Below are 19,600 nucleotides of genomic sequence, written 5' to 3' on the forward strand. Positions count from 1 at the left end.
TGGGATCCTTCGTGCGTGATGGTCGGTCAGCTCGCGAACGCCGGCGCGGCGAGCACGAGTTCGGCCACGTCGGCCAGGGTGGACTGGGCGATGAACCGGCCGGGCTCGATCGACTCGCCCAGGCCGAAGCGCTCGGCCACCTTGGCCAGCATCTCCACCCGCTTCAGCGAGTCGATCCCGAGGTCCGCCTCCAGATCCGCGTCCGCGGTGACCATCTCCACGGGGTAGCCCAGCGTCACCGCGAACAGCTCACGCAGCTGCGCCACCACCTCCTCCAGGCCCAAACCCGCCGCCACAGCAGGCTCCACAGCGGCAGGCTCGGCCACCACGGTCGCCGCCACCGCGGGCGCAGCCGCGGACTGCCCGAACGCCGGTGCGGCGAGCACGAGTTCGGCCACCTCGGCCAGGGTGGACCGGGCGATGAACCGGCCGGGCTCGATCGACTCGCCCAGACCGAAGCGCTCGGCCACCTTGGCCAGCATCTCCACCCGCTTCAGCGAGTCGATCCCGAGGTCCGCCTCCAGATCCGCGTCCGCGGTGACCATCTCCACGGGGTAGCCCAGCGTCACCGCGAACAGCTCACGCAGCTGCGCCACCACCTCCTCCAGGCCCAAACCCGCCGCCGCAGCAGGCTCCACCCCGACGGGCGCGGCCACCACGGGCTCGGCCACCGCGGGCGCCGCCACGACGGGCTCGGCCACCACCGGCTCGGCGACCACGGGCTCCGCCACGGCCGACAGCGCGCTCGCGACGGTGACGTCCGGGACACTGCGCCGCACCAGCCCGGACAGGCCCGCCCGGCCGCACTCCACGAACCGTTCGACGCCCTCGGCGTGCAGCGCGCGCACGGCGTCCAGGAACCGCACCGGAGCGGTCAGCTGACGGACCAGCAGCTCCTTGAGGTCGTCCCGGTCGCCCGCCCACCCGCCGGCGACCGGCGAGTACACCGCGTGCCGCAGCGGGAGTTGCCGGATGCCGACGATCCGCTCGCGGAAGTCGTGCGCGGCGGCGGCCAGGCCCGGGCTGTGGAACGGGTAGGGCGCGTTCAGCCGTATCGTGCGCACGCCCAGGGCCTCGGCGAGCCGGGCGACCAGGGCCACCGAGTCGTCGGGTCCGGCGACCACGGACTGCCGCGGAGCATTGACCACGGCGAGCGCCAGCGCGCGGTCGGCGGCCGCACCGACCAGGTGGGCGGCGCGGTCCGCGGACAGTTCCAGGGCGAGCATGCCGCCGTGGCCGGGGTAGTGGGCGAGCAGCGCCTCGGCCCGGTGGCACACCAGCCGGGCGCCGTCTACCGGGTCGAACGCGCCGGCGAGGGTGAGGGCGGCGATCTCCCCCATGCTGTGGCCGACCAGGGCGTCGGCCGGGCCGGCCGGGCCGGCCGTCCGGTACCCGCCGACCGCGGCGGTGAACACGGCCAGCTGCAGCGCGAACGGGTCCTCGCGGACCAGCTCGGCGGCCGACGGGGCGTCGGTGCGGGTGAGCAGGCCGCTCACGCCGGGGCGGCCGAACTCGGCGGCGACCCGGTCGGCGGTGCGCAGCGCCTCGGTCAGCCGGTCGTCGTCCCGGTCGGCGAACATGCCGGGGGTGTAACCGCCCTGCCCGGGCAGCAGGTAGACGGTCTGTACTGCCATCACGCGTCCTTCGTGGGTGTCGTCTGAGTACTCGTCGGGGTGTTCGCGGTCGCCGGCGGGGTCACCAGGTGACGGGCAGTTCGCGGACTCCGTAGAGCACCATGTCGTGGCGGAACGGCAGGTCGGTCAGCGGCTTGGCCATCTTCAGGTTGGGCAGCCGGCTGAACAGGCCGGCGAAGACGGTGCTCAACTCGACCCGGGCCATGGTGAAGCCCACGCACTTGTGGAAGCCGTGGCCGAAGGCGACGTGGCTCTGCGAGTTCTCCCGGTGGATGTCGAACCGGTCGGGCTCGGGGAACACGCTGGCGTCCCGGTTGGCGGCGTTGAGCATGACCAGCAGGCCCTCGCCGGCCTTGATGGTCTGCCCGCCGACCTCCAGGTCCTCGACGGCGGCGCGGGGCAGGCCGGCGTGGTTGATGGACAGGTAGCGCAGCAGTTCCTCGATGGCCTGCGGGATCAGCGAGGGGTCCGCCTTGAGCTCCTCCAGCTGGTCGGGGTGCTCCAGCAGGGTCGCGGTGCCCAGGCCGATGATCTGCGCCATGGTGTCGTAGCCGGACAGCAGCAGCAGCGCGGCCAGGCCGACGAACTCGGCGTGGTCGATCCGGCCGGCCTCCTGGTGGGCGGCCAGCCGGCCGAGCATGTCGTCGGTGGGGTTCTGCTCCCGGTCGGTCACCAGCCGGTCGAAGTAGGCCATCAGCTCGCCGGCCGCCTGGCCGACCTGCTCGGGGGTGCTGCGGCGGTCGAGGATGGTGTCGGTGAGGCCGACGAACAGCGGGGCGTCCTCATAGGGCACGTCGAGCAGTTCGCACATCACGGTGGCGGCCATCGGGAAGGCCAGCTGGGTGACCAGGTCCGCGCTGTTGCCCTGCTCCTCCAGGCGGTCCAGCAGGCCGTCCAGGATGGCCTGCATCTGGGGGCGCTTGGCCTCCATCGCGTTGATCAGGAACTCGCGGGTGATCAGGCGGCGCAGCCGGCCGTGGTCGGGCTCGTCCTGGTTGAGGAAGAAGCCGGGGGGCAGCGGGGTGTCGCCGGAGATGTAGGAGGGGTAGCCCGGGGTGTTGGGGTCGGAGCTGAGCCGGTGGTCGGTCAGCACGGCCCGGACGTCCTCGTGCCGGGTCACCACCCAGACCTCCTCGCCGCGCGGTACGGCGACCTTGAACACCGGCTGCTCGGCACCGAGTTCACGGTAGGCGGGCGGCGGGTCGAGGGGGTGGACGCGGGGCATCGGGAAGGCCGGAAGGGCGGAGGTGGTCATCGCGGTCTCCATCAGCGCTGGGGCGGGGCGGGCAGGAAGCCCGTGGATACGAAGTAGTCGAGGTAGACGTCGAACAGGGTCCGGTCGACGGGCCGGCACTCGATGCCGGAGCCGTCCAGCGCGGCCTGCAGGTTGGCGGTGCCGAACACCGGCCGGCTGCCGGGGTAGCCGACCTCGTCGGCGGGCCGGTCCTCACCGAACAGCGGGAGGTAGACGGCGAGTTCGTTCTCCTCGCCGCGTTCGACCGCGGCCACCAGCTCGCGGTACCAGTCGCGGTAGTCGAGCTTGCGCAGCGGGTAGCCGTAGTCGACGACCAGCTGGAAGATGTCGTTCATGCTGCTGGAGCCGGCGCTGGGCACGTTGAAGACCGGCTCGTGGAACCCCCCGCCGAGCGCGATCCGGGCGACGGCGGCGGCGCAGTAGTCCACCGGGACCAGGTCGATCAGCAGGTCGTAGTCCAGGTAGGCGCCGAGCTGGATGCAGCCCTTGAGCAGGTGGTTGATGAAGGTGTCGGTCGAGCAGGCGCCGCTGGTCTGCGCACCGGCCACCGCACCGAGCCGGTAGACGTGGGTGGGCACGCCGCGCTCGCGGGCCTGCAGCATCAGGGTGTCGGCCACCCACTTGGACTGCCGGTAGCCGCCGACCACGTCCTCGGTCTCGGTGAGCCGCTCCTCGTCCCAGCGGCGCTCGCCCTGGTTGCCGGGGTAGACGCCGATGGTGGACACGAAGTGCACCGGCTTGACCCGGGTGTCGCAGGCCAGCCGCAGCACCTCGAGCGCGCCGAACACGTTGACCGGCTTGATCTTCGCGTAGGGCACGATCCAGCTGGAGATCGCCGCGTTGTGGATCACCATTTCGACGGTCTCGGCGAGCTCCCGGTAGGCGCGCCGGCTGGTGCCGAGGTAGGGCCGGCCGGTGTCACCGGGGACGCCGACCACGCGCTCGGAGTCGCCGGCGCGCAGCAGCCCGTACTCGGCGAGGTTGTCCAGCACCCGGACGTCGGCCTGCGCCCGGTCGGCGGCCCGCACCAGCACGTACACGGTGGCGGTGGAGCGGTCGAGCAGCTCGCGCAGCAGGAAGGCGCCGGTGTAGCCGGTGCCGCCGGTGAGCAGCACCGCGCGGTACGGGCCGGCCGCGGGCGGCAGCGCGTCCGGGCCGGGGGCGATGTCGGCGGGCAGGACGGCGTCGGCGAGCATCTCCTCGCCGCCGACGCCGCGCGGGTTGCCGGCACCGCTGATCTGCGGGTCGACCTGCGAGCCGACCATCCGGCCGAGCTGGGCGACGGTCGGGTTCTCGAACATCCGGCGCAGGTCGAGCCGCACGCCGTACGCGTCGCGCACCTGGGCGGCCATCTGGAGGACCGTCAGGGAGTCCCCGCCCAGGTCGAAGAAGCTGGTCTCCACGCCGACCTTGGGCAGCCCCAGCAGGTCCTGCCAGATCCGGGCGAGCTGGGTCTCCACCGGGGTGCGCGGGGCGACGTACGCGGTCTCGGTGCTCTCCTCGGCGGTGGGCCGGGGCAGGCTGCCCCGGTCGACCTTGCCGTTGGGGAGCTTGGGGAGCTCCGGCAGCACCACGAAGTGCGCGGGCACCATCGCCTCGGGCAGGTGGGTACGGGCGTAGCCGCGCAGGCTGCCGCGCAGGCCGGCCGCCCAGGACGACGCGAGCGGGTCGTTGGCGAGTCGTCGGTTCATGCCACGTCCTCGGAGTCAGCGGGGGTCTCGGGGTCGACGGGGGTGAAGACCGCGTCGAACGTGTCCAGTCGGCCGTCCGGGCGGACCCGGGTGGTCACCCGGTGGCCGGTCGCCTCGGCGATCTCGACGAGGTCCTCGGGGTGGACGGCGGCCTCCTCGTCCACCGACCACAGCTGCCGGTCGAGGTCCCACGCGGTGGTGTCGCCCGGGGCGTCGGCGAGGGCGCGGACCGCGGCGGCGACCCGCACCAGTCGGCGGTTGGGGATCCCGGTGACCAGCCGCTCGCCGGGTTCGGCGACGAGCCGGTCGCGCAGCGACTCCAGCCCGTCGGGCAGCGTCGTCCAGGCGACGCGTGCCGCGGGGGCGGGCGCCGGGGCGCCGTCTCCGACCAGCAGGGTCACGTCGTAGCGGAACAGCGACAGCTCGTTGTCGGCGCGGCCGCGCTTGAGCTCGAACCGGACGTCGGCGACCTTGCCGCTGTCGGCGGCCAGCCGCTGGAAGAAGTCCGGCGAGACGCACAGCTCGCGTTCCTCGTTCAGCTGCCGGTGCACCGCGGAGCGGATCTCCTCGACGGTGCTCAGCGCGCCGGCCCGGTGCAGCTGCACGGCGGTGTGGAACTCCGGCAGCAGGTCGAGCGAGCGGACGTCACCGACGAACACCGCGCCGCCGGGGCGGACGGCGCGCACCGCGTCCAGCAGGACCGTGCGCAGGTAGTCGGTGCCGGGGAAGTACTGGGCGACCGAGTTGATCACCACGGTGTCCAGGCTGTCCTCGGGCAGGGCGGCGAGGTACTCGGGCCCGCTGTGGGCGAGGTGGACGTGGCCGGGCAGCGGGCGTCCCAGGCAGCCCCGGGCGGCGTCCAACGCGGCCGGGGACAGGTCGACGCCGTGGTACTCCTCGACGTGCTCGGCGAAGGAGCGCAGCACCAGGCCGACGCCGACGCCGACGTCGGCGACCCTGGTGGGCTCCAGGGCGCGGATCCGCTCCACGGTGTGGCCGAGCCACTCGCGCATCTCGGGCACCGGGATCGGCTCGCCGGTGTAGCTGGACAGCCAGCCGGCGAACTCCGAGCCGTCCTCGGCGGGCGCGGTGTACGCGCTCTCCCACACCTCGCCCCAGCGCTGGACGTGGGCCTGCTGGACGGTGTCGTCGGACAGCTCCTCGGCGGGCGAGACGTAGGCGACCAGCTCGGGGCCGTGCGCGCCGTCGATCGCGATGACCGCGACCGCGTCGACGCCCTCGTGCCGCGACAGCACGCTCTCCACCTCGTCCGGCTCGACCCGGTGGCCGAGGATCTTCACCTGCCGGTCGACCCGGCCGAGGAACTCCAGCCGGCCGTCGGCGCGCCAGCGCACCCGGTCGCCGGTGCGGTAGTAGCGCTGCCCGTCGTGCTCGACGAAGCGCTCGGCGGTGAGGTCGGGCCGGCCGAGGTAGCCGGCCGCGACGCCGTCGCCGCCGATCCACAGCTCGCCGGAGGAGCCGATCGGAACCGGCCCGCCGTGCGGATCGGTGACCCGGACGGCGGTGTTGGCGATCGGCCGCCCGATCGGGATGGTGCCGGCCTGCGCGTCCAGGTCCCGGTCCAGCTCGTGCACGGTGGACCAGATGGTGGTCTCGGTGGGTCCGTACATGTTGAGCACCCGCACCTGCGGCAGTGCGCCGAGCAGGCGCTGCGCCAGGCCGGAGGGGAACGCCTCGCCGCCGATCAGCAGGGCGCGCAGCCCGGTCAGCGCGGCGAGCGCCTCGGGCTCGGCGGCGACCGCGGCGAACAGCGAGGGGGTGCCCTGGAGCAGGGTGACGCCGTGGCGCTCGCACAGCGCGGCCAGCGAGTGCGGGCTCTCGGCGACCTCGGCCTCGTGGGCCCGGCGCAGCTCGTCGACCCAGGTGAGGCTCTCGAGGACGTCGTCCGGGGCGACACCGAAGTCGACCAGGCAGGCGATCTCGTCGACCCCGACGGCGGACAGGCTACGGACCAGTTCCGCGCAGTCCTCGGGCGAGCCGAACAGGCCGGAGGACTCGAAGTAGCGGTCGATGGCGAGGTCGATCACCGCCTCGATCTGGTCCTCCGCGCCCATCTCCGGCAGCTCCTGGCCGGTGGTGGCGAACAGGGTGCGCCACAGCTCGGTGGAGCTGCGCAGGTAGTCGCGGAACGGCTCACGGGCCCGCGCCCGGGCGTCGGCGGTGTCCTCGGACATGAAGGTGTGCACCATCAGGGTGACCTGGCCGGGACCGCTGTGCCCGGCGGCCTCCCGGGCCAGCCGGTACGCCTTGATCTTCGCCGCGAGGTCCTCGGGCGCCTGGCCGAGCAGGTGGGTGAGCAGGTTGGCACCGGAGGCGCCGGCCTGCTCGAAGGTCTGCACGGCACCGACCGAGGTCAGCCAGATCTGCGGCTCCGCCTGGACCGGTGCGGGGTGGATGCGCACGTCGACGACCTGGCCGCTGCCGCCGGTGCGCAGCACCTGCTCGCCGCGCCACAGCCGGCGGAACTCGTCGATCTGCTCCGCCATCTTCTGCTTGCGCACCGGGAAGTTCTCCGGGCGCAGCGCGAAGTCGTTGGAGTTCCATCCGGACGCGAAGGCGAGGCCGACCCGGCCGCCGGAGAGGTTGTCGACCAGCGACCACTCCTCGGCGATGCGGATGGTGTCGTGCAGCGGGGCGACGACGCTGCCGCTGCGCAGGGCGATCCGCTCGGTGACGGTGGCCAGCGCGGCGGACATCACCGACGGGTTGGGGTAGAGGCCGCCGAAGTGGTGGAAGTGCCGTTCGGGCGTCCACACGGCCTCGAAGCCGTGGCGGTCGGCGAACCGGGTGGCGTCCAGGACCAGCCGGTAGCCGTCCCGGTTGGAGACGCCGGCGGAGGCGGCGAAGAAGAACAGGCTGAACCCGACCGGGCGTTCGCGGCCCTCCGCCTGCGGCACCAGGTTGTTGATGATCCGTTCGCCGGCCACCACGACCTTGGCGCCGCGGGTGAGCGGCCACAGCAGTTCGAGCACCGAGATGTCGAAGGAGACGCTGGTGACGGCGAGCACGGTGTCCTGCGGGCCGCAGCCGACGGTGCGGTCCATGCCGACGAAGAAGTTGACGGCGTTGCGGTGCCGGATGGCGGTGCCCTTGGGCTTGCCGGTCGTACCGGAGGTGTAGATGACGTAGGCGGTGTCATCGCCGCCGACGGCCGTGTCGGGCGCGTGGTCGGGCCGGGCCGCGATGGCGGCGGCGTCCTCGTGGACGTCGACCCGGCGCGGCGCGTCGAGGCCGGCGGGTGCGCCGGGGCCGGTGATCAGGCAGCTGATGCCGGCGTCCTCGGCGATGGTGTCCAGCCGGGTGCGCGGGAACGACGGGTCCATCGGGACGTACGCGGCGCCGGCCTTGTGGACCGCGACCAGGGCGGTGACCAGGTCGATGCCGCGACGGATGCTGACGCCGACCAGGTCGCCCCGGCGCACGCCGAGGGCGAGCAGGTGGTGGGCGAGGCGGTTGGCGCGGGCCTCCAGCTCGGCGTAGTCGATCTCGTCGTGCCGGTGGGCGAGGGCGGTGGCGCCGGGGTTGGCGCGCACCTGCCGGGCGATCAGGCCGTGCACGGTGTCGGCGGCGTCGTAGCCGACCGCGGTGTCGTTCCAGGCCTCCACCCGGGCGAGTTCGGCCCGGCCGAGCAGATCGGCCTCGACGGCGCGCCGTTCCGGGTGGTGGGCGACCTCCTCGACGGCGCGGGCGTAGTACCCGGCGAGCCGGTCGCAGAACTCCTGGGGCAGCACGGCGAGGTCGCAGTCCAGCCACAGCGACAGCCGGCGCTCCTCCGGGTCGATCAGGAAGTTCACGGCCAGCGGGTAGTTGGTCTCGGCGATGCCGACGGTGACCCGCATCAGCGCGTCCGAGGCGCGGTTGCCGTCCCGGTGGAAGTCCATGAAGTTGACGTAGGAGCTGAGTTGGAGCTCCGCGCCGAGGTCGTGCTGCATCTGCGCGATCGGGTAGCGGCGGTGCGGGGCCGCGGCGCGCTCGTGGGCGAAGACGGCCCGGGCCGCCTCGGCCAGGGTCATGGCGGACAGGTCGAGGCGCAGCGGCAGCGTGTTGAGGAAGACGCCGATGGTCTCGTCGCCGCCGTGCTCCTCCAGTCGGCCGTTGGCGACCATGCCGGTCAGCACCTCGTCGGCGCCCCCGACCAGGCGCAGTACCGCGGCGTGCGCGGCGACCAGCAGCGCCTTCAGCGGCAGCGCCTCGCGGGCGGCCAGGTCGCGCAGCGCGGCGGCGGTCGCCTCGGGGATCGCCACGTCGTAGCGCTGGTTGGCGGCGTGCCGGGACTCCTCGGCCGGGCGGGGGGCGAGTTCGGTGGGCTCGGCGCCGCGCAATAGGGCGGACCAGAACTCGCGGGCCGCCGGGTCGGCCACGGCGGCGCGTTCGGCGGCGACGAAGTCGCGGTAGGCGGAAGCCACTTCGGGCAGGTCGAGGGCGCGGCCGACGGTCCGGGCCTGGTAGTGCTCGACCACTTCCTCGAGCATCCGCATGTCGCTCCAGCCGTCGAGGACGACGTGGTGCTCGATGACGGACAGTTCGAAGGAGTCCTCGCCGCACGGGTGGACGGCGAACTTCAGCAGCGGGGCGGTCTCGGGGTCGAAGGTGGTGAACTTGGCCTGCTCGACCCACGCCTCGACGGCCCGCTGCTGGGCGGCGGGGGTGAGACCGCGCAGGTCCTCGCCGTCCTCGATCGGGATGGTGACGTCCCGGTGGACCAGTTGCAGCGGTTCGGAGTAGCGCGCGAGGTCGAAGGAGCAGCGCAGCGACGGGTGGCGGCGGGTGGTGTCGTCGACGGCGGCCCGCAGCGCCGCGCGGTCGAGCGGCGCGGATATCCGGATGCTGGTGACGACCCGGTAGATGGAGGTGTCCTCGGCGAACGCGGCGTGGAAGAGCATGCCCGCCTGCATCGCGCTGAGCGGGTAGGCGTCGTCCAGGCCGTCCGGCAGCAGCTGCCGGTCCCGCTCCGACAGCATCCCGAAGGGCTCCCGGGCGGCGGCCGGTTCCCGGTCCGACTCCCGGACGGCACGGGCGAGTTCGCGGATGGACGGGCCCTGGAACAGGTCGGCCACGTCGAAGGTGCTGCCGTGCCGCTCGACCTCGGCGCGCACCCGGATCGCGTGCATGGAGTCGCCGCCGAGCGCGAAGAAGGAGTCGTCGATGCCGAACGCGTCGGTGCCCAGGACGGCGGCCCAGGCCCGGTGCAGCAGCCGCTCCCGGTCGGTGGTCGGCGGCTGGACGGCGGCGCGCGCCGGCCTCGCTGCGGGCAGCGGCAGGGCCTTGCGGTCGAGCTTGCCGTTGGGCAGCAACGGCAGCTCGGCGAGCGGGAGGACGTGTCCGGGCACCATGTAGGCGGGCAGCCGCTCGCGCAGCCAGTCGGTCAGCTCGGCGTGCTCGGGCTCGGCGTCGACGGGCACCACGTGGGCGACCAGCTGCGGCTCGCCGCCGGCCAGCCGCGGCGCGGTGACCACGGCCTGGGCGACCCCGGGGTGGGCGAGCAGCGCGGACTCGATCTCCCCGGGCTCGATGCGGAACCCGTGCACCTTCACCTGGTGGTCGAGCCGGCCCTGGTAGAGGATCACGCCGTCGGAGCGCAGCACGGCGCGGTCGCCGGTGCGGTAGAGCCGTCCGGCGCCGGCCGGTCCGGGGACGAACGCGGCGGAGGTCAGCTCGGGCCGGTTGAGGTAGCCGATGGCGACCTGGACACCGCCGATGCAGAGCTCGCCGGCCACGCCGGCGGGCAGCTGCCGGCCGGCGCGGTCCATCACGTACAGCGTGGTGTTGGCCACCGGCCGGCCGATCGGGACCGGCCCGGCGGCGTCCTCCGGGCGGCACTGCCAGTGGGTGACGTCGATGGACGCCTCGGTCGGCCCGTACAGGTTGTACAGGGCCGGCGCGTCCTGGCCGTAGCGCTCGAAGTGGCGGCCGACGGTCTCCGGGCGCAGCGCCTCGCCGCTGCACACGATCCGGCGCAGGCCGGGCAGTTCGGCGGCGGCGGGCTCGGCCAGGAAGAGGTCGAGCATGGACGGCACGAAGTGCGCGGTGGTGATGCCGTGCCGACGGACCGTCTCGGCGATGGCCCGCGGGTCGCGGTGGGCGCCGGGCGCGGCCAGGTGCAGGGTGGCGCCGGTCATCAGCGGCCAGAAGAACTCCCACACCGACACGTCGAAGGTGAACGGCGTCTTCTGCAGCACCTTGTCGTCGGCGCCGAGGCGGTACTCGTCCTGCATCCACAGCAGCCGGTTGACCACACCGCGGTGCGGCACGGCGACGCCCTTGGGGCGGCCGGTGGAGCCGGAGGTGAAGATGACGTACGCGGGGTCGTCCGGGCCGGCGGTGACGCCGAGCGGGCCGGCGGCGGGCAGCCCGGGCAGCACCTGGTCGAGGGCGAGGGTCTCCAGGCAGCTGCCGGACAGCCGTTGGGCCAGGTCGGCGCGGGTCAGCACCAGGCGGACCTCGGCGTCCTCGATCTGCAGGGCCAACCGGGCCAGCGGCTGGTCGGGGTCGAGCGGGGTGTACGCGGCGCCGGCCAGCAGGACGCCGAGCAGGGCGACGACGAGGTCGAGCGAGCGCTCCTCGTGGACGCCGACCACGTCGCCGGTGCGCACTCCGCGCTGCCGCAGGTAGTGGGCCAGCGCGCGCGCCCGGTCGACGAGTTGACGGTAGGTCAGCGAGGCGCCCGCCACCTCGGCGGCGATCGCCTCGGGAGTGCGGGCGGCCTGCTCCTCGATCCAGGTGTGCAGCGGGCGGTCGAGATCGTAGTCGCGCGCCGGGCCCTCGGCCCGGGCGGCGGCCGCCTCGTCCTCGGCGAGCAGGTCGATCCCGCCGACCGGCGTGTACTCGGGGGCGCGCAGCAGGGCGTCGGTGAACCGGACGAAGCGCTCCCGGTGGGCGGCGAGCGGGGCGGCCCGGTGCCGGTCGGGGTTGGGTTCGAAGGTCAACCGCAGGTCGGCTCCGTCGGCGCCGCCGAAGAACTCCAGGCCGAGGTCGGCGACCGGGCCGGAGGACAGCTGGTGGACGGGGCAGTCGACGGTGCCGAGCCGCAGCTTGCCGTCGAAGGACACCACGTTGACCACCACGCCGGTGGTGTGCTCGCCGCCGTCGGCGCGGCGGATCTCCCGCTGGATCTCCTCCCCGCGGAAGCGCTGGCGGCGCAGCACCTCGCCGGCCCGCTCGCCGACCTGCCGCACCACCTCGCCGAAGTCCTGCTCGGGGCGGACGGTCACCCGCAGCGGCAGCACGTTGGCGAGCATGCCGGGGGTGGTGAGCGAGACCCGGGTGGTACGGCCGCGCACCGGCAGGCCGAGGACGAGGTCCTGCTGCTGGGTGATGCGGTGCAGGTAGACGGCGGTGGCGGCCATCACGATGACCGACCAGTGCACCTTGTACCGGGCCGCGGCGACGTCGACCCCGGTGATGCCGTCGGCCTGCTGGAACCGGGAGGCGGCCGGGCCGTCCTGGTCCGGGGAGGCGAGGCTCGCGGTGTCGGGCCAGTCGGCGAGGGCGCCGAGCCAGTGCGCACGGTCCTGCTCGTACTGTTCCGAGCCGCGGTAGGCCTCGTCCTCGGCGAGCAGGTCGGCCAGGGTGCCGGCCGCTGACGGCCGCGGCTCGCGGCCCTCGGTCAGGGCGGTGTAGATCTCGGCGAGGCGCCGCCAGTGCAGCGCCTGGCCGTAGCCGTCGAGGACGATGTGGTGGTACCGGAAGTGCAGCAGGTGGTGGCGCGGGGCGACCTTCACCAGGGTGTGCGCGAACAGCGGTCCGTCGGTCAGGTCGACGCGACTGGCGAGGTCGTCGCGCATCCACTGCTCGGCGGCGGCCCGGGCGTCCGCGGCGCCGCTGACGTCCCGGGTGTGCAACCCGGGGACGGCGTCGAGCGGCACCTGCCAGGGCCGGCCGTCGGGATCGGCGGTGAACCGCACGCACATCGCCTCGGCCTCGACGACGGCGAGCCGGACGGCCTCGGCGAGGCGCTGCTCGTCGACGTCCCCCTGGATGTCCACGTAGCCGGCGCAGTTGTGCAGCGCGCCGCCGGAGTCGAGCTGGTGGGCGATCCACACCTCGTTCTGGGCGGCGGACAGCGGCAGACGCCCTGTGAAGGCGTTCACGAGTCACTCCTCTGGTGAGAAATCCATGAATGCGTGCGGGACTCGGTTTCACCGCGATGAAGAATTCGGAAAATCCATTGCGCCGCCATTACGGGCGGCCGGGGCACTACCGGCGGGTACCGCCGGCCGGGCCCGGACCGGCGCGCACCGAGGCTTCTGATTCAGCGTCGGTTGTGCGCCGCGGCTCCAGCGGATACAGCCGCTTCGCCGATCTCATCCGGCACCCCCGATGCCTTGATCGACCTGCGGCCTCCCCCCCGAAGCGCTCCCCCACGACGCGGTTGACCTTAGGGTTCTCAGGCCTGACCGGTCAACAACGAATTTCGGCCCGTGGTTCAAGCCGGGGAATTCCGGCGATCACACCGCGATATCCCCCGCACCCGGCTCGACCTGCGCCGTCGGCGCATCGCGTGGCCGGAACGCAACCGCGCGTCAATCCGATCGTAGGCGCACGACCTGTGCCAGGAGCACGCTGTGTGAGCGCAGGTCGCGCAGGGTCGACTGCCTCGCGACCCCTGGTCCCCCATCAGCCACAGAAGCCCCGTCGGCCACGCGCAGTCACCAAATGAGTTTCAAAGCGGTCGCCGACCAATCGATTTCAGCCATCGCCGGTTGGGTATGGAGTCCATCTCATCCCCTATCGGACATCCCGGGCGGTCCCTCGCCTTTGCGACGGAAGGGCCGTACGGCACCCCGATCCACTCTGGTCAGAACATTCTTGACACATCGCGAACAACAACAGCGCTCGGCGGACGTGACCGGCTCGACAGGAAAGGGACCTGTGCCCTATTGCGCCGCGATCGGATAAGCGGTATTCCCCGTCCCGGACATCGGCGGACAGCCGCCCGGATTGCGGTTCCGTGGAGTCGTGCGCCATCCCGGAATTCCCCGGAAGTGACCGGCCGTCGCACGACTCCCGGTGAGAAGGTTCACCACGTGGTCATCGGGCACCGCCCTTGCGCTCCTCCTCGTCGACGATCTCGGCGTCCACGACTTCCTCCTCGTCGGCCTGCGAGCCGCCCGCGCCACCGCTCGGCGCACCGGGGGCGGCCTGGGCGTAGATGGCCTGGCCGAGCTTCTGACTGACCTGGGCGAGCTTCTCGCTCGCGGTGCGGATCGCGGCGGTGTCCTGGCCCTTGAGCTTCTCCTTGAGCTCCGTCAGGGCCGACTCGACCTCGCTCTTCACGTCGGCCGGGAGCTTGTCGGCGTTGTCGGCGATGAACTTCTCGGTCGAGTACACGAGTTGCTCGCCCTGGTTGCGGGTCTCGGCGCTCTCACGCCGACGGCGGTCCTCCTCGGCGTGCTGTTCGGCCTCGCGCATCATCCGGTCGATCTCGTCCTTGGGCAGCGAGGAGCCGCCGGTGACGGTCATCTTCTGCTCCCGGCCGGTGCCGAGGTCCTTCGCGCCGACGTGCATGATGCCGTTGGCGTCGATGTCGAAGGTGACCTCGATCTGCGGCAGGCCGCGCGGCGCGGGGGCGATTCCGGTCAGCTCGAACATGCCGAGCTTCTTGTTGTAGGCGGCGATCTCGCGCTCGCCCTGGAAGACCTGCACGGTCACCGAGGGCTGGTTGTCCTCGGCGGTCGTGAAGACCTCCGAGCGCCTGGTCGGGATGGTGGTGTTGCGCTCGATCAGCCGGGTCATGATGCCGCCCTTGGTCTCGATGCCCAGGGACAGCGGGGTGACGTCCAGCAGCAGGACGTCCTTGACCTCGCCCTTGAGCACGCCGGCCTGGAGCGCGGCGCCGACGGCCACCACCTCGTCCGGGTTGACGCCCTTGTGCGGATCCTTGCCGGTGAGCCGCTTCACCAGGTCGGTCACGGCCGGCATCCGGGTGGAGCCGCCGACCATGATCACGTGGTCGATGTCGGCGAGCGTGATCTTCGCGTCCTTCACGGCCTGGTGGAACGGCCCCTCGCAGCGGTCCAGCAGGTCGGCGGTGAGCTGCTGGAACTGGGCCCGGGTGAGCTTCTCGTCCAGGTGCAGCGCACCCTCGGCGGAGGCGGTGATGTACGGCAGGTTGATCGTCGTCTCGCTGGCGGCGGACAGTTCGATCTTCGCCTTCTCGGCGGCCTCGCGCAGGCGCTGGACGGCCATCTTGTCCTTGGACAGGTCGATGCCGTAGCCGTTCTTGAACTGCTTGACCAGGTGGTCGACGACGCGCTGGTCCCAGTCGTCGCCGCCCAGGTGGGTGTCGCCGTTGGTGGCCTTCACCTCCACCACGCCCTCGCCGATCTCCAGCAGTGAGACGTCGAAGGTGCCGCCGCCGAGGTCGAAGACCAGCACCGTCTGCTCGTTCTCCTTGTCCAGCCCGTAGGCGAGGGCGGCGGAGGTCGGCTCGTTGATGATCCGCAGCACGTTCAGGCCCGCGATCTCGCCGGCCTCCTTGGTCGCGGTGCGCTGGGAGTCGTTGAAGTACGCGGGCACCGTGATCACGGCGTCCGTCACGTCCTCGCCGAGGTAGGCCTCGGCGTCCCGCTTGAGCTTCTGCAGCACCCGGGCCGAGATCTCCTGCGCGGTGTAGCGCTTGCCGTCCACATCGCCCTTCTCCGGGAAGCGCCAGTCGCCCTCGCCCATGTGCCGCTTCACCGAGCGTGCCGTGCGGTCCACGTTGGTCACCGTCTGCCGCTTGGCGACCTCGCCGACCAGCACTTCGCCGCCCTTGCCGAACGCCACCACCGACGGGGTGGTCCGCGCACCCTCGGTGTTCGCGATCACGGCCGGCTCGCCGCCCTCCAGCACGCAGACCACCGAGTTCGTCGTCCCCAGATCGATACCAACCGCGCGCGCCATCACCAGGCCTCCTCTCCTGCCCCTACGCGTCTTGCCCCAGGAGGAGGAGCGAAACGTGAGCCCCCGCCCGACCGGCAGGTGCCGGGTGCGGCCCGGTGCAGTGCCGGTCCGGCCGGGTGTTCACGGCAGATGTGCGCGATCCTGGAGTGGGGCAGCCCACGCCGACCCGGGCGGAGGTCATACGGCTGATGAGCGGCGGCGAGCACGAGTCGGCAGGAGCGCGGGACACCACCGAGGGCCGCGTCTACACCGTCACCGGCGGCGACTGGGACGAGGTCGCCGGTGACGCGCAGCGACGAGAACGGGCGGACGACGAGCGGATCATCGTCAACATGGGCCCCCAGCACCCGTCCACCCACGGCGTGCTGCGGCTGATCCTGGAGATCGACGGCGAGACGGTGAAACAGGCCCGCTGCGGCATCGGCTACCTCCACACCGGCATCGAGAAGAACATGGAGTTCCGCAACTGGGTCCAGGGCACCACCTTCGTGACCCGGATGGACTACCTGACCCCGCTGTTCAACGAGACCGCCTACTGCCTGGCGGTGGAGAAGCTGCTCGGCATCACCGACGACGTCCCGGACCGGGCCAGCGTCATCCGGGTGATGATGATGGAGCTCAACCGGATCGCCTCGCACCTGGTGGCGCTGGCCGCCGGCGGGATGGAGATCGGCTCCACCACGCTGATGGTCTACGGCTTCCGGGACCGCGAGGTCATCCTGGACATCTTCGAGCTGGTGACGGGCCTGCGCATGAACCACGGCTACGTCCGGCCGGGCGGCCTCGCCCAGGACCTGCCCCCGGGCGCGCCGGACCAGATCCGCGAGGGCGTGAAGCTGCTGCGCTCGCGGCTGCCGGAGTACGACAAGCTGGCGACCAGGAACCCGGCCTTCAAGGCCCGACTGATCGGCGTCGGCCACCTCGACCTGCCCGGCTGCATGGCGCTCGGCGCCACCGGGCCGATCCTGCGGGCCACCGGCCTGCCGCACGACCTGCGCAGGACCGACCCCTACTGCGGCTACCAGGACTACGAGTTCGAGGTCGCGGTGGCCGACACCGCGGACTCCTACGGCCGGTTCCTGATCCGGCTGGAGGAGATGCGCCAGTCGCTGCGGATCGTCGAGCAGTGCCTGGACCGGCTGACCCCCGGCCCGGTCATGGTGGCCGACAAGAAGATCGCCTGGCCCGCCCAACTGACCGTCGGCCCGGACGGGTTGGGCAACTCGCTCGACCACGTCCGCAAGATCATGGGCCAGTCCATGGAGGCGTTGATCCACCACTTCAAGCTGGTGACGGAGGGCTTCCGCGTCCCGGTCGGCCAGGCGTACGCGGCGGTCGAGTCCGCCAGGGGCGAACTGGGCGTCCACGTCGTCTCCGACGGCGGCACCCGGCCGTACCGGGTGCACTTCCGCGATCCGTCGTTCACCAACCTGCAGACGATGGCCGCGATGTGCGAGGGCGGGCAGGTCGCGGACGTCATCGTCGCGGTGGCGAGCATCGACCCGGTGATGGGCGGCGTGGACCGGTGAACGCCGGCGCCGAGGTGCCTTCTTCCTGCGCGGCATCGACCTGACGTCCGCTGTGTCTCCTTCCGCCAACTCGCCGACTGGCTCGACGCCAAGGACCCGACCCGTCCTGAACCGCCTCCGCGCCATCTCCCCGCCCACCGCCCCCAACTGGCCTGCCACCACGGGGCGGTAGCCCGACCACAACCACTGGCGACGGTACGCCCCCCGCCACCGCGGACCACGGCGGGCCGACGCTGACCTTCTACGCCCTGCTCGGTGAACCCGGCAACCGGCGGGCCTACCTGCGGTTCCGAACCGCCGGCCAACTCCACACCGCGGCACTCACGCTCCACGTCACCTGACGCGCCGGCGCCGAAGAATCGCTCCGCCTGCCGACGAGCGATCATCCATCGGCACCCCGCTTCTCCTCGTCGGCGCTTCCGCCGACGCCCGCTCGGCAGCGCCCGACTGCGGGGCGGCGGCGCGAAGTCGGTTACCCGTTGGTTCCCTTGACCGAGAATCATCAGCGGGCCTACGCTCACCGCGGCTCGGCCCCCACCGAGCCCTTCCCCACGGGATCGGCGCCATCCAGGCGCGGCCGCCCCCTGCCCGCACCACGGTGCCGGGCCCCGGCCGTACCGCATGCAAGCCCCATCGACCACCCTCATCGAAGGGCACGACCTTGCTGCGATCGATCAAGCACAGCCTCGGTACCCTCACCGCCCTGTCCGCCGCCGTCCTGCTGGTGGCCGCCCCCGCGGGCGCCTCCCCAGCGGCCGGACACGCCATGAAGGCCCGCTCGGGCCAGGCCACCACGAGCAGCGGAAACCTCGCCTACGGCGGTGGGAACATCGTCACGAGCCCGAAGATCTACATCGTCTACTGGGGCAACCAGTGGGGCACCGGCTCCACCGTCACCAACGACCCCTCGGGCGAGGCCCCGCTGCAGCTGTCGTTCTTCCAGCACGCCTACGGCAGCGGCGACACCTGGTCCAACTCACAGACGCAGTACTGCCAGGGCGTCGCCACCGGAACCACCCAGTGCGGCAGCTCGGGCACCCACGTGGGCCACCCGAGCAGCAACCCGGTGGCCGGCACCTGGCTGGACAGCTCGGTCTCCGCTCCGAACAAGCCCGGCAGCTCGGCGATCGCGGCCGAGGCGCAGAAGGCGGCCACGCACTTCGGAGTCTCCGGCGACAACGTCGAGATCATCGTGGACGTGCCGCACGGCGTGGTGCCGCAGGGCTTCAAGACCTCGTACTGCGCCTGGCACGACCACACCAGCGTGAACGGCGCCGACCTGCCCTACACCAACATGCCGTACGTCACCGACGCCGGTTCCGGCTGCGGCGCCAACTTCGTCGCCACCGGCTCCAGCGGGGTCAACGGGGCGACCGAGGGCGTCACCATCGTCGGCGGCCACGAGTACGCCGAGACCCTCACCGACCCGGCACCCAGCAGCGGCTGGGTGGACGGCGGCGGCGCCGAGACCGGCGACAAGTGCGCCTGGATCTCCAGCGGCCAGGGTGCCTCCAGCATCGTCAGCATGAACGGCGCGAACTACGCCGTGCAGTCGCTGTGGAGCAACAACTTCAACAGCAACGCCGGCGGCTGCGTCAGCTACTACAGCAGCTCGACCAACCAGCACTGACCATCAGTCAGCGGCGGCCCCCCGGGGAACCGGTGGGCCGCCGCCCGCCGTGGAGGACCACCGTGCTACCACGCCCCCTGCCGCTGCCGCTGCTCCTCCTGCTGACCGCCTGCGCCACACAGGGGACGACAGGCGCCACGGCCACCGGGAACACCGATTGCCGCCCACCGGCCGAGGCCGTGCTGCCGGGCACCGCCGGCACCCTGGCCGAGACCGACACCGGCTCCTTCTGCCTGCCCACGGGGCAGCGGCTCACCGTCTTCCTGACCGCCACCGGCACTGCCCACTGGTCCGCCGTCACCAGCTCCGACCCGCGCGTGCTGGCCCCCGCCAAAGCCCCGCTGACCGCCCCGGTCGGCGTGACCCCCGCGCTGTTCGCCGCCAACGGGCCCGGCACCGCCCAACTGACCAGCCAGGACGGCACCGGCCACCGCTGGCAGGCCACCATCGTCGTGCGCTGACGGGCCGGCGGTGCGACAAGGCCGTCGCACCGCGGCCCCAGCGGCCGGCGGCCGCACCCGGATCGCCTCGGTCGCCCGGCCCCGGGCTCAGCGGCTGGACGCGGCGAAGCGCAGGGCCAGGGCCGGGCGCCGGTTGACGGCCCGTTTGGCGGACGGCGTCAGCCAGACCGACACGGGGCCTTCGCCGACCACCGGGAAACCGTGCCGGTCGAGTGTGAACAGCTCCGGGGCGATGTCGGCGCCCGCGGGCCGCAGGCCGCGCCCCGCGCCCTCGCCGAGCTGATGTCCGCCCAGTGCGCCAGATTCCCCGCCCTGAATCCCCATCAGGCGATCGACTGATTCCGCCCGCCCGGCCGTGCGCTCCCGAGGCGTGCTCACCGTCCCGGGCGTGCCGCCGATGTGACGACCAGTCGGCGCCGGGGACCCGGGGAGTGGGCGGCGGATCGATCACCGTAGAGTGGGGCCGGTCAGTGTCCGCTCGAAGCCTGACTCCGA

General features: G+C 72.5%; 9 protein-coding genes. 3 read left to right on the forward strand and 6 right to left on the reverse strand.

From position 1 onward, the window contains the following. Positions 1–26: 26 nt before the first annotated feature. From O1G21_RS10100 to dnaK, 5 genes are all read right to left on the reverse strand, one after another. Positions 27–1,634, reverse strand: coding sequence for an ACP S-malonyltransferase (locus O1G21_RS10100; protein ID WP_270142624.1), 1,608 nt, complete (start codon positions 1,632–1,634; stop codon positions 27–29). Between the two features lie 61 nt (positions 1,635–1,695). After that, positions 1,696–2,889 (reverse strand): cytochrome P450, encoded by a 1,194-nt coding sequence (locus O1G21_RS10105; RefSeq protein ID WP_270142625.1) that lies wholly within the window; start codon positions 2,887–2,889, stop codon positions 1,696–1,698. An 11-nt stretch (positions 2,890–2,900) separates the two neighbouring features. Further along, positions 2,901–4,580 (reverse strand): thioester reductase domain-containing protein, encoded by a 1,680-nt coding sequence (locus O1G21_RS10110; protein WP_270142626.1) that lies wholly within the window; start codon positions 4,578–4,580, stop codon positions 2,901–2,903. Further along, positions 4,577–12,691, reverse strand: a complete 8,115-nt coding sequence (locus O1G21_RS10115) for a non-ribosomal peptide synthetase (RefSeq protein WP_270142627.1) — start codon at positions 12,689–12,691, stop codon at positions 4,577–4,579. The genes O1G21_RS10110 and O1G21_RS10115 overlap by 4 nt, the downstream gene beginning before the upstream one ends. A 940-nt stretch (positions 12,692–13,631) precedes the next feature. Beyond that, positions 13,632–15,485, reverse strand: coding sequence for a molecular chaperone DnaK (gene dnaK, locus O1G21_RS10120; protein WP_270142628.1), 1,854 nt, complete (start codon positions 15,483–15,485; stop codon positions 13,632–13,634). A 188-nt stretch (positions 15,486–15,673) separates the two neighbouring features. Here dnaK and O1G21_RS10125 point away from each other — a divergent pair, with 188 nt between their 5' ends. The 3 genes from O1G21_RS10125 to O1G21_RS10135 all read left to right on the forward strand — a co-directional run bounded on the left by O1G21_RS10125 (position 15,674) and on the right by O1G21_RS10135 (position 19,105). Beyond that, entirely contained in the window at positions 15,674–17,014 is a 1,341-nt protein-coding gene (locus tag O1G21_RS10125; protein ID WP_270142629.1) for an NADH-quinone oxidoreductase subunit D, read from the forward strand. A 661-nt stretch (positions 17,015–17,675) separates the two neighbouring features. Beyond that, a complete protein-coding gene (locus O1G21_RS10130) occupies positions 17,676–18,644 on the forward strand; it encodes a hypothetical protein (RefSeq protein WP_270142630.1) in 969 nt (322 codons plus the stop codon). Between the two features lie 62 nt (positions 18,645–18,706). Further along, positions 18,707–19,105: a hypothetical protein gene (locus O1G21_RS10135; protein ID WP_270142632.1), complete on the forward strand. Its 399-nt coding sequence runs from the start codon at positions 18,707–18,709 to the stop codon at positions 19,103–19,105. Positions 19,106–19,192: 87 nt separating this feature from the next. Here O1G21_RS10135 and O1G21_RS10140 read toward each other — a convergent pair whose 3' ends face one another. Next, positions 19,193–19,429: a hypothetical protein gene (locus tag O1G21_RS10140; protein WP_270142633.1), complete on the reverse strand. Its 237-nt coding sequence runs from the start codon at positions 19,427–19,429 to the stop codon at positions 19,193–19,195. Positions 19,430–19,600 lie beyond the last annotated feature (171 nt).

Origin of the sequence: Kitasatospora cathayae, assembly GCF_027627435.1 — a bacterium.
Classification (GTDB): Bacteria; Actinomycetota; Actinomycetes; order Streptomycetales; family Streptomycetaceae; genus Kitasatospora; species Kitasatospora cathayae.

Bases quoted from the DNA above. Each gene is read 5' to 3' on its own strand.
- O1G21_RS10100 (WP_270142624.1), bottom strand. From the start codon at position 1,634: ATGGCAGTACAGACCGTCTACCTGCTGCCCGGGCAGGGCGGTTACACC.
- O1G21_RS10105 (WP_270142625.1), bottom strand. From the start codon at position 2,889: ATGACCACCTCCGCCCTTCCGGCCTTCCCGATGCCCCGCGTCCACCCC.
- O1G21_RS10110 (WP_270142626.1), bottom strand. From the start codon at position 4,580: ATGAACCGACGACTCGCCAACGACCCGCTCGCGTCGTCCTGGGCGGCC.
- dnaK (WP_270142628.1), bottom strand. From the start codon at position 15,485: ATGGCGCGCGCGGTTGGTATCGATCTGGGGACGACGAACTCGGTGGTC.
- O1G21_RS10125 (WP_270142629.1), top strand. From the start codon at position 15,674: ATGAGCGGCGGCGAGCACGAGTCGGCAGGAGCGCGGGACACCACCGAG.
- O1G21_RS10140 (WP_270142633.1), bottom strand. From the start codon at position 19,429: ATGGGGATTCAGGGCGGGGAATCTGGCGCACTGGGCGGACATCAGCTC.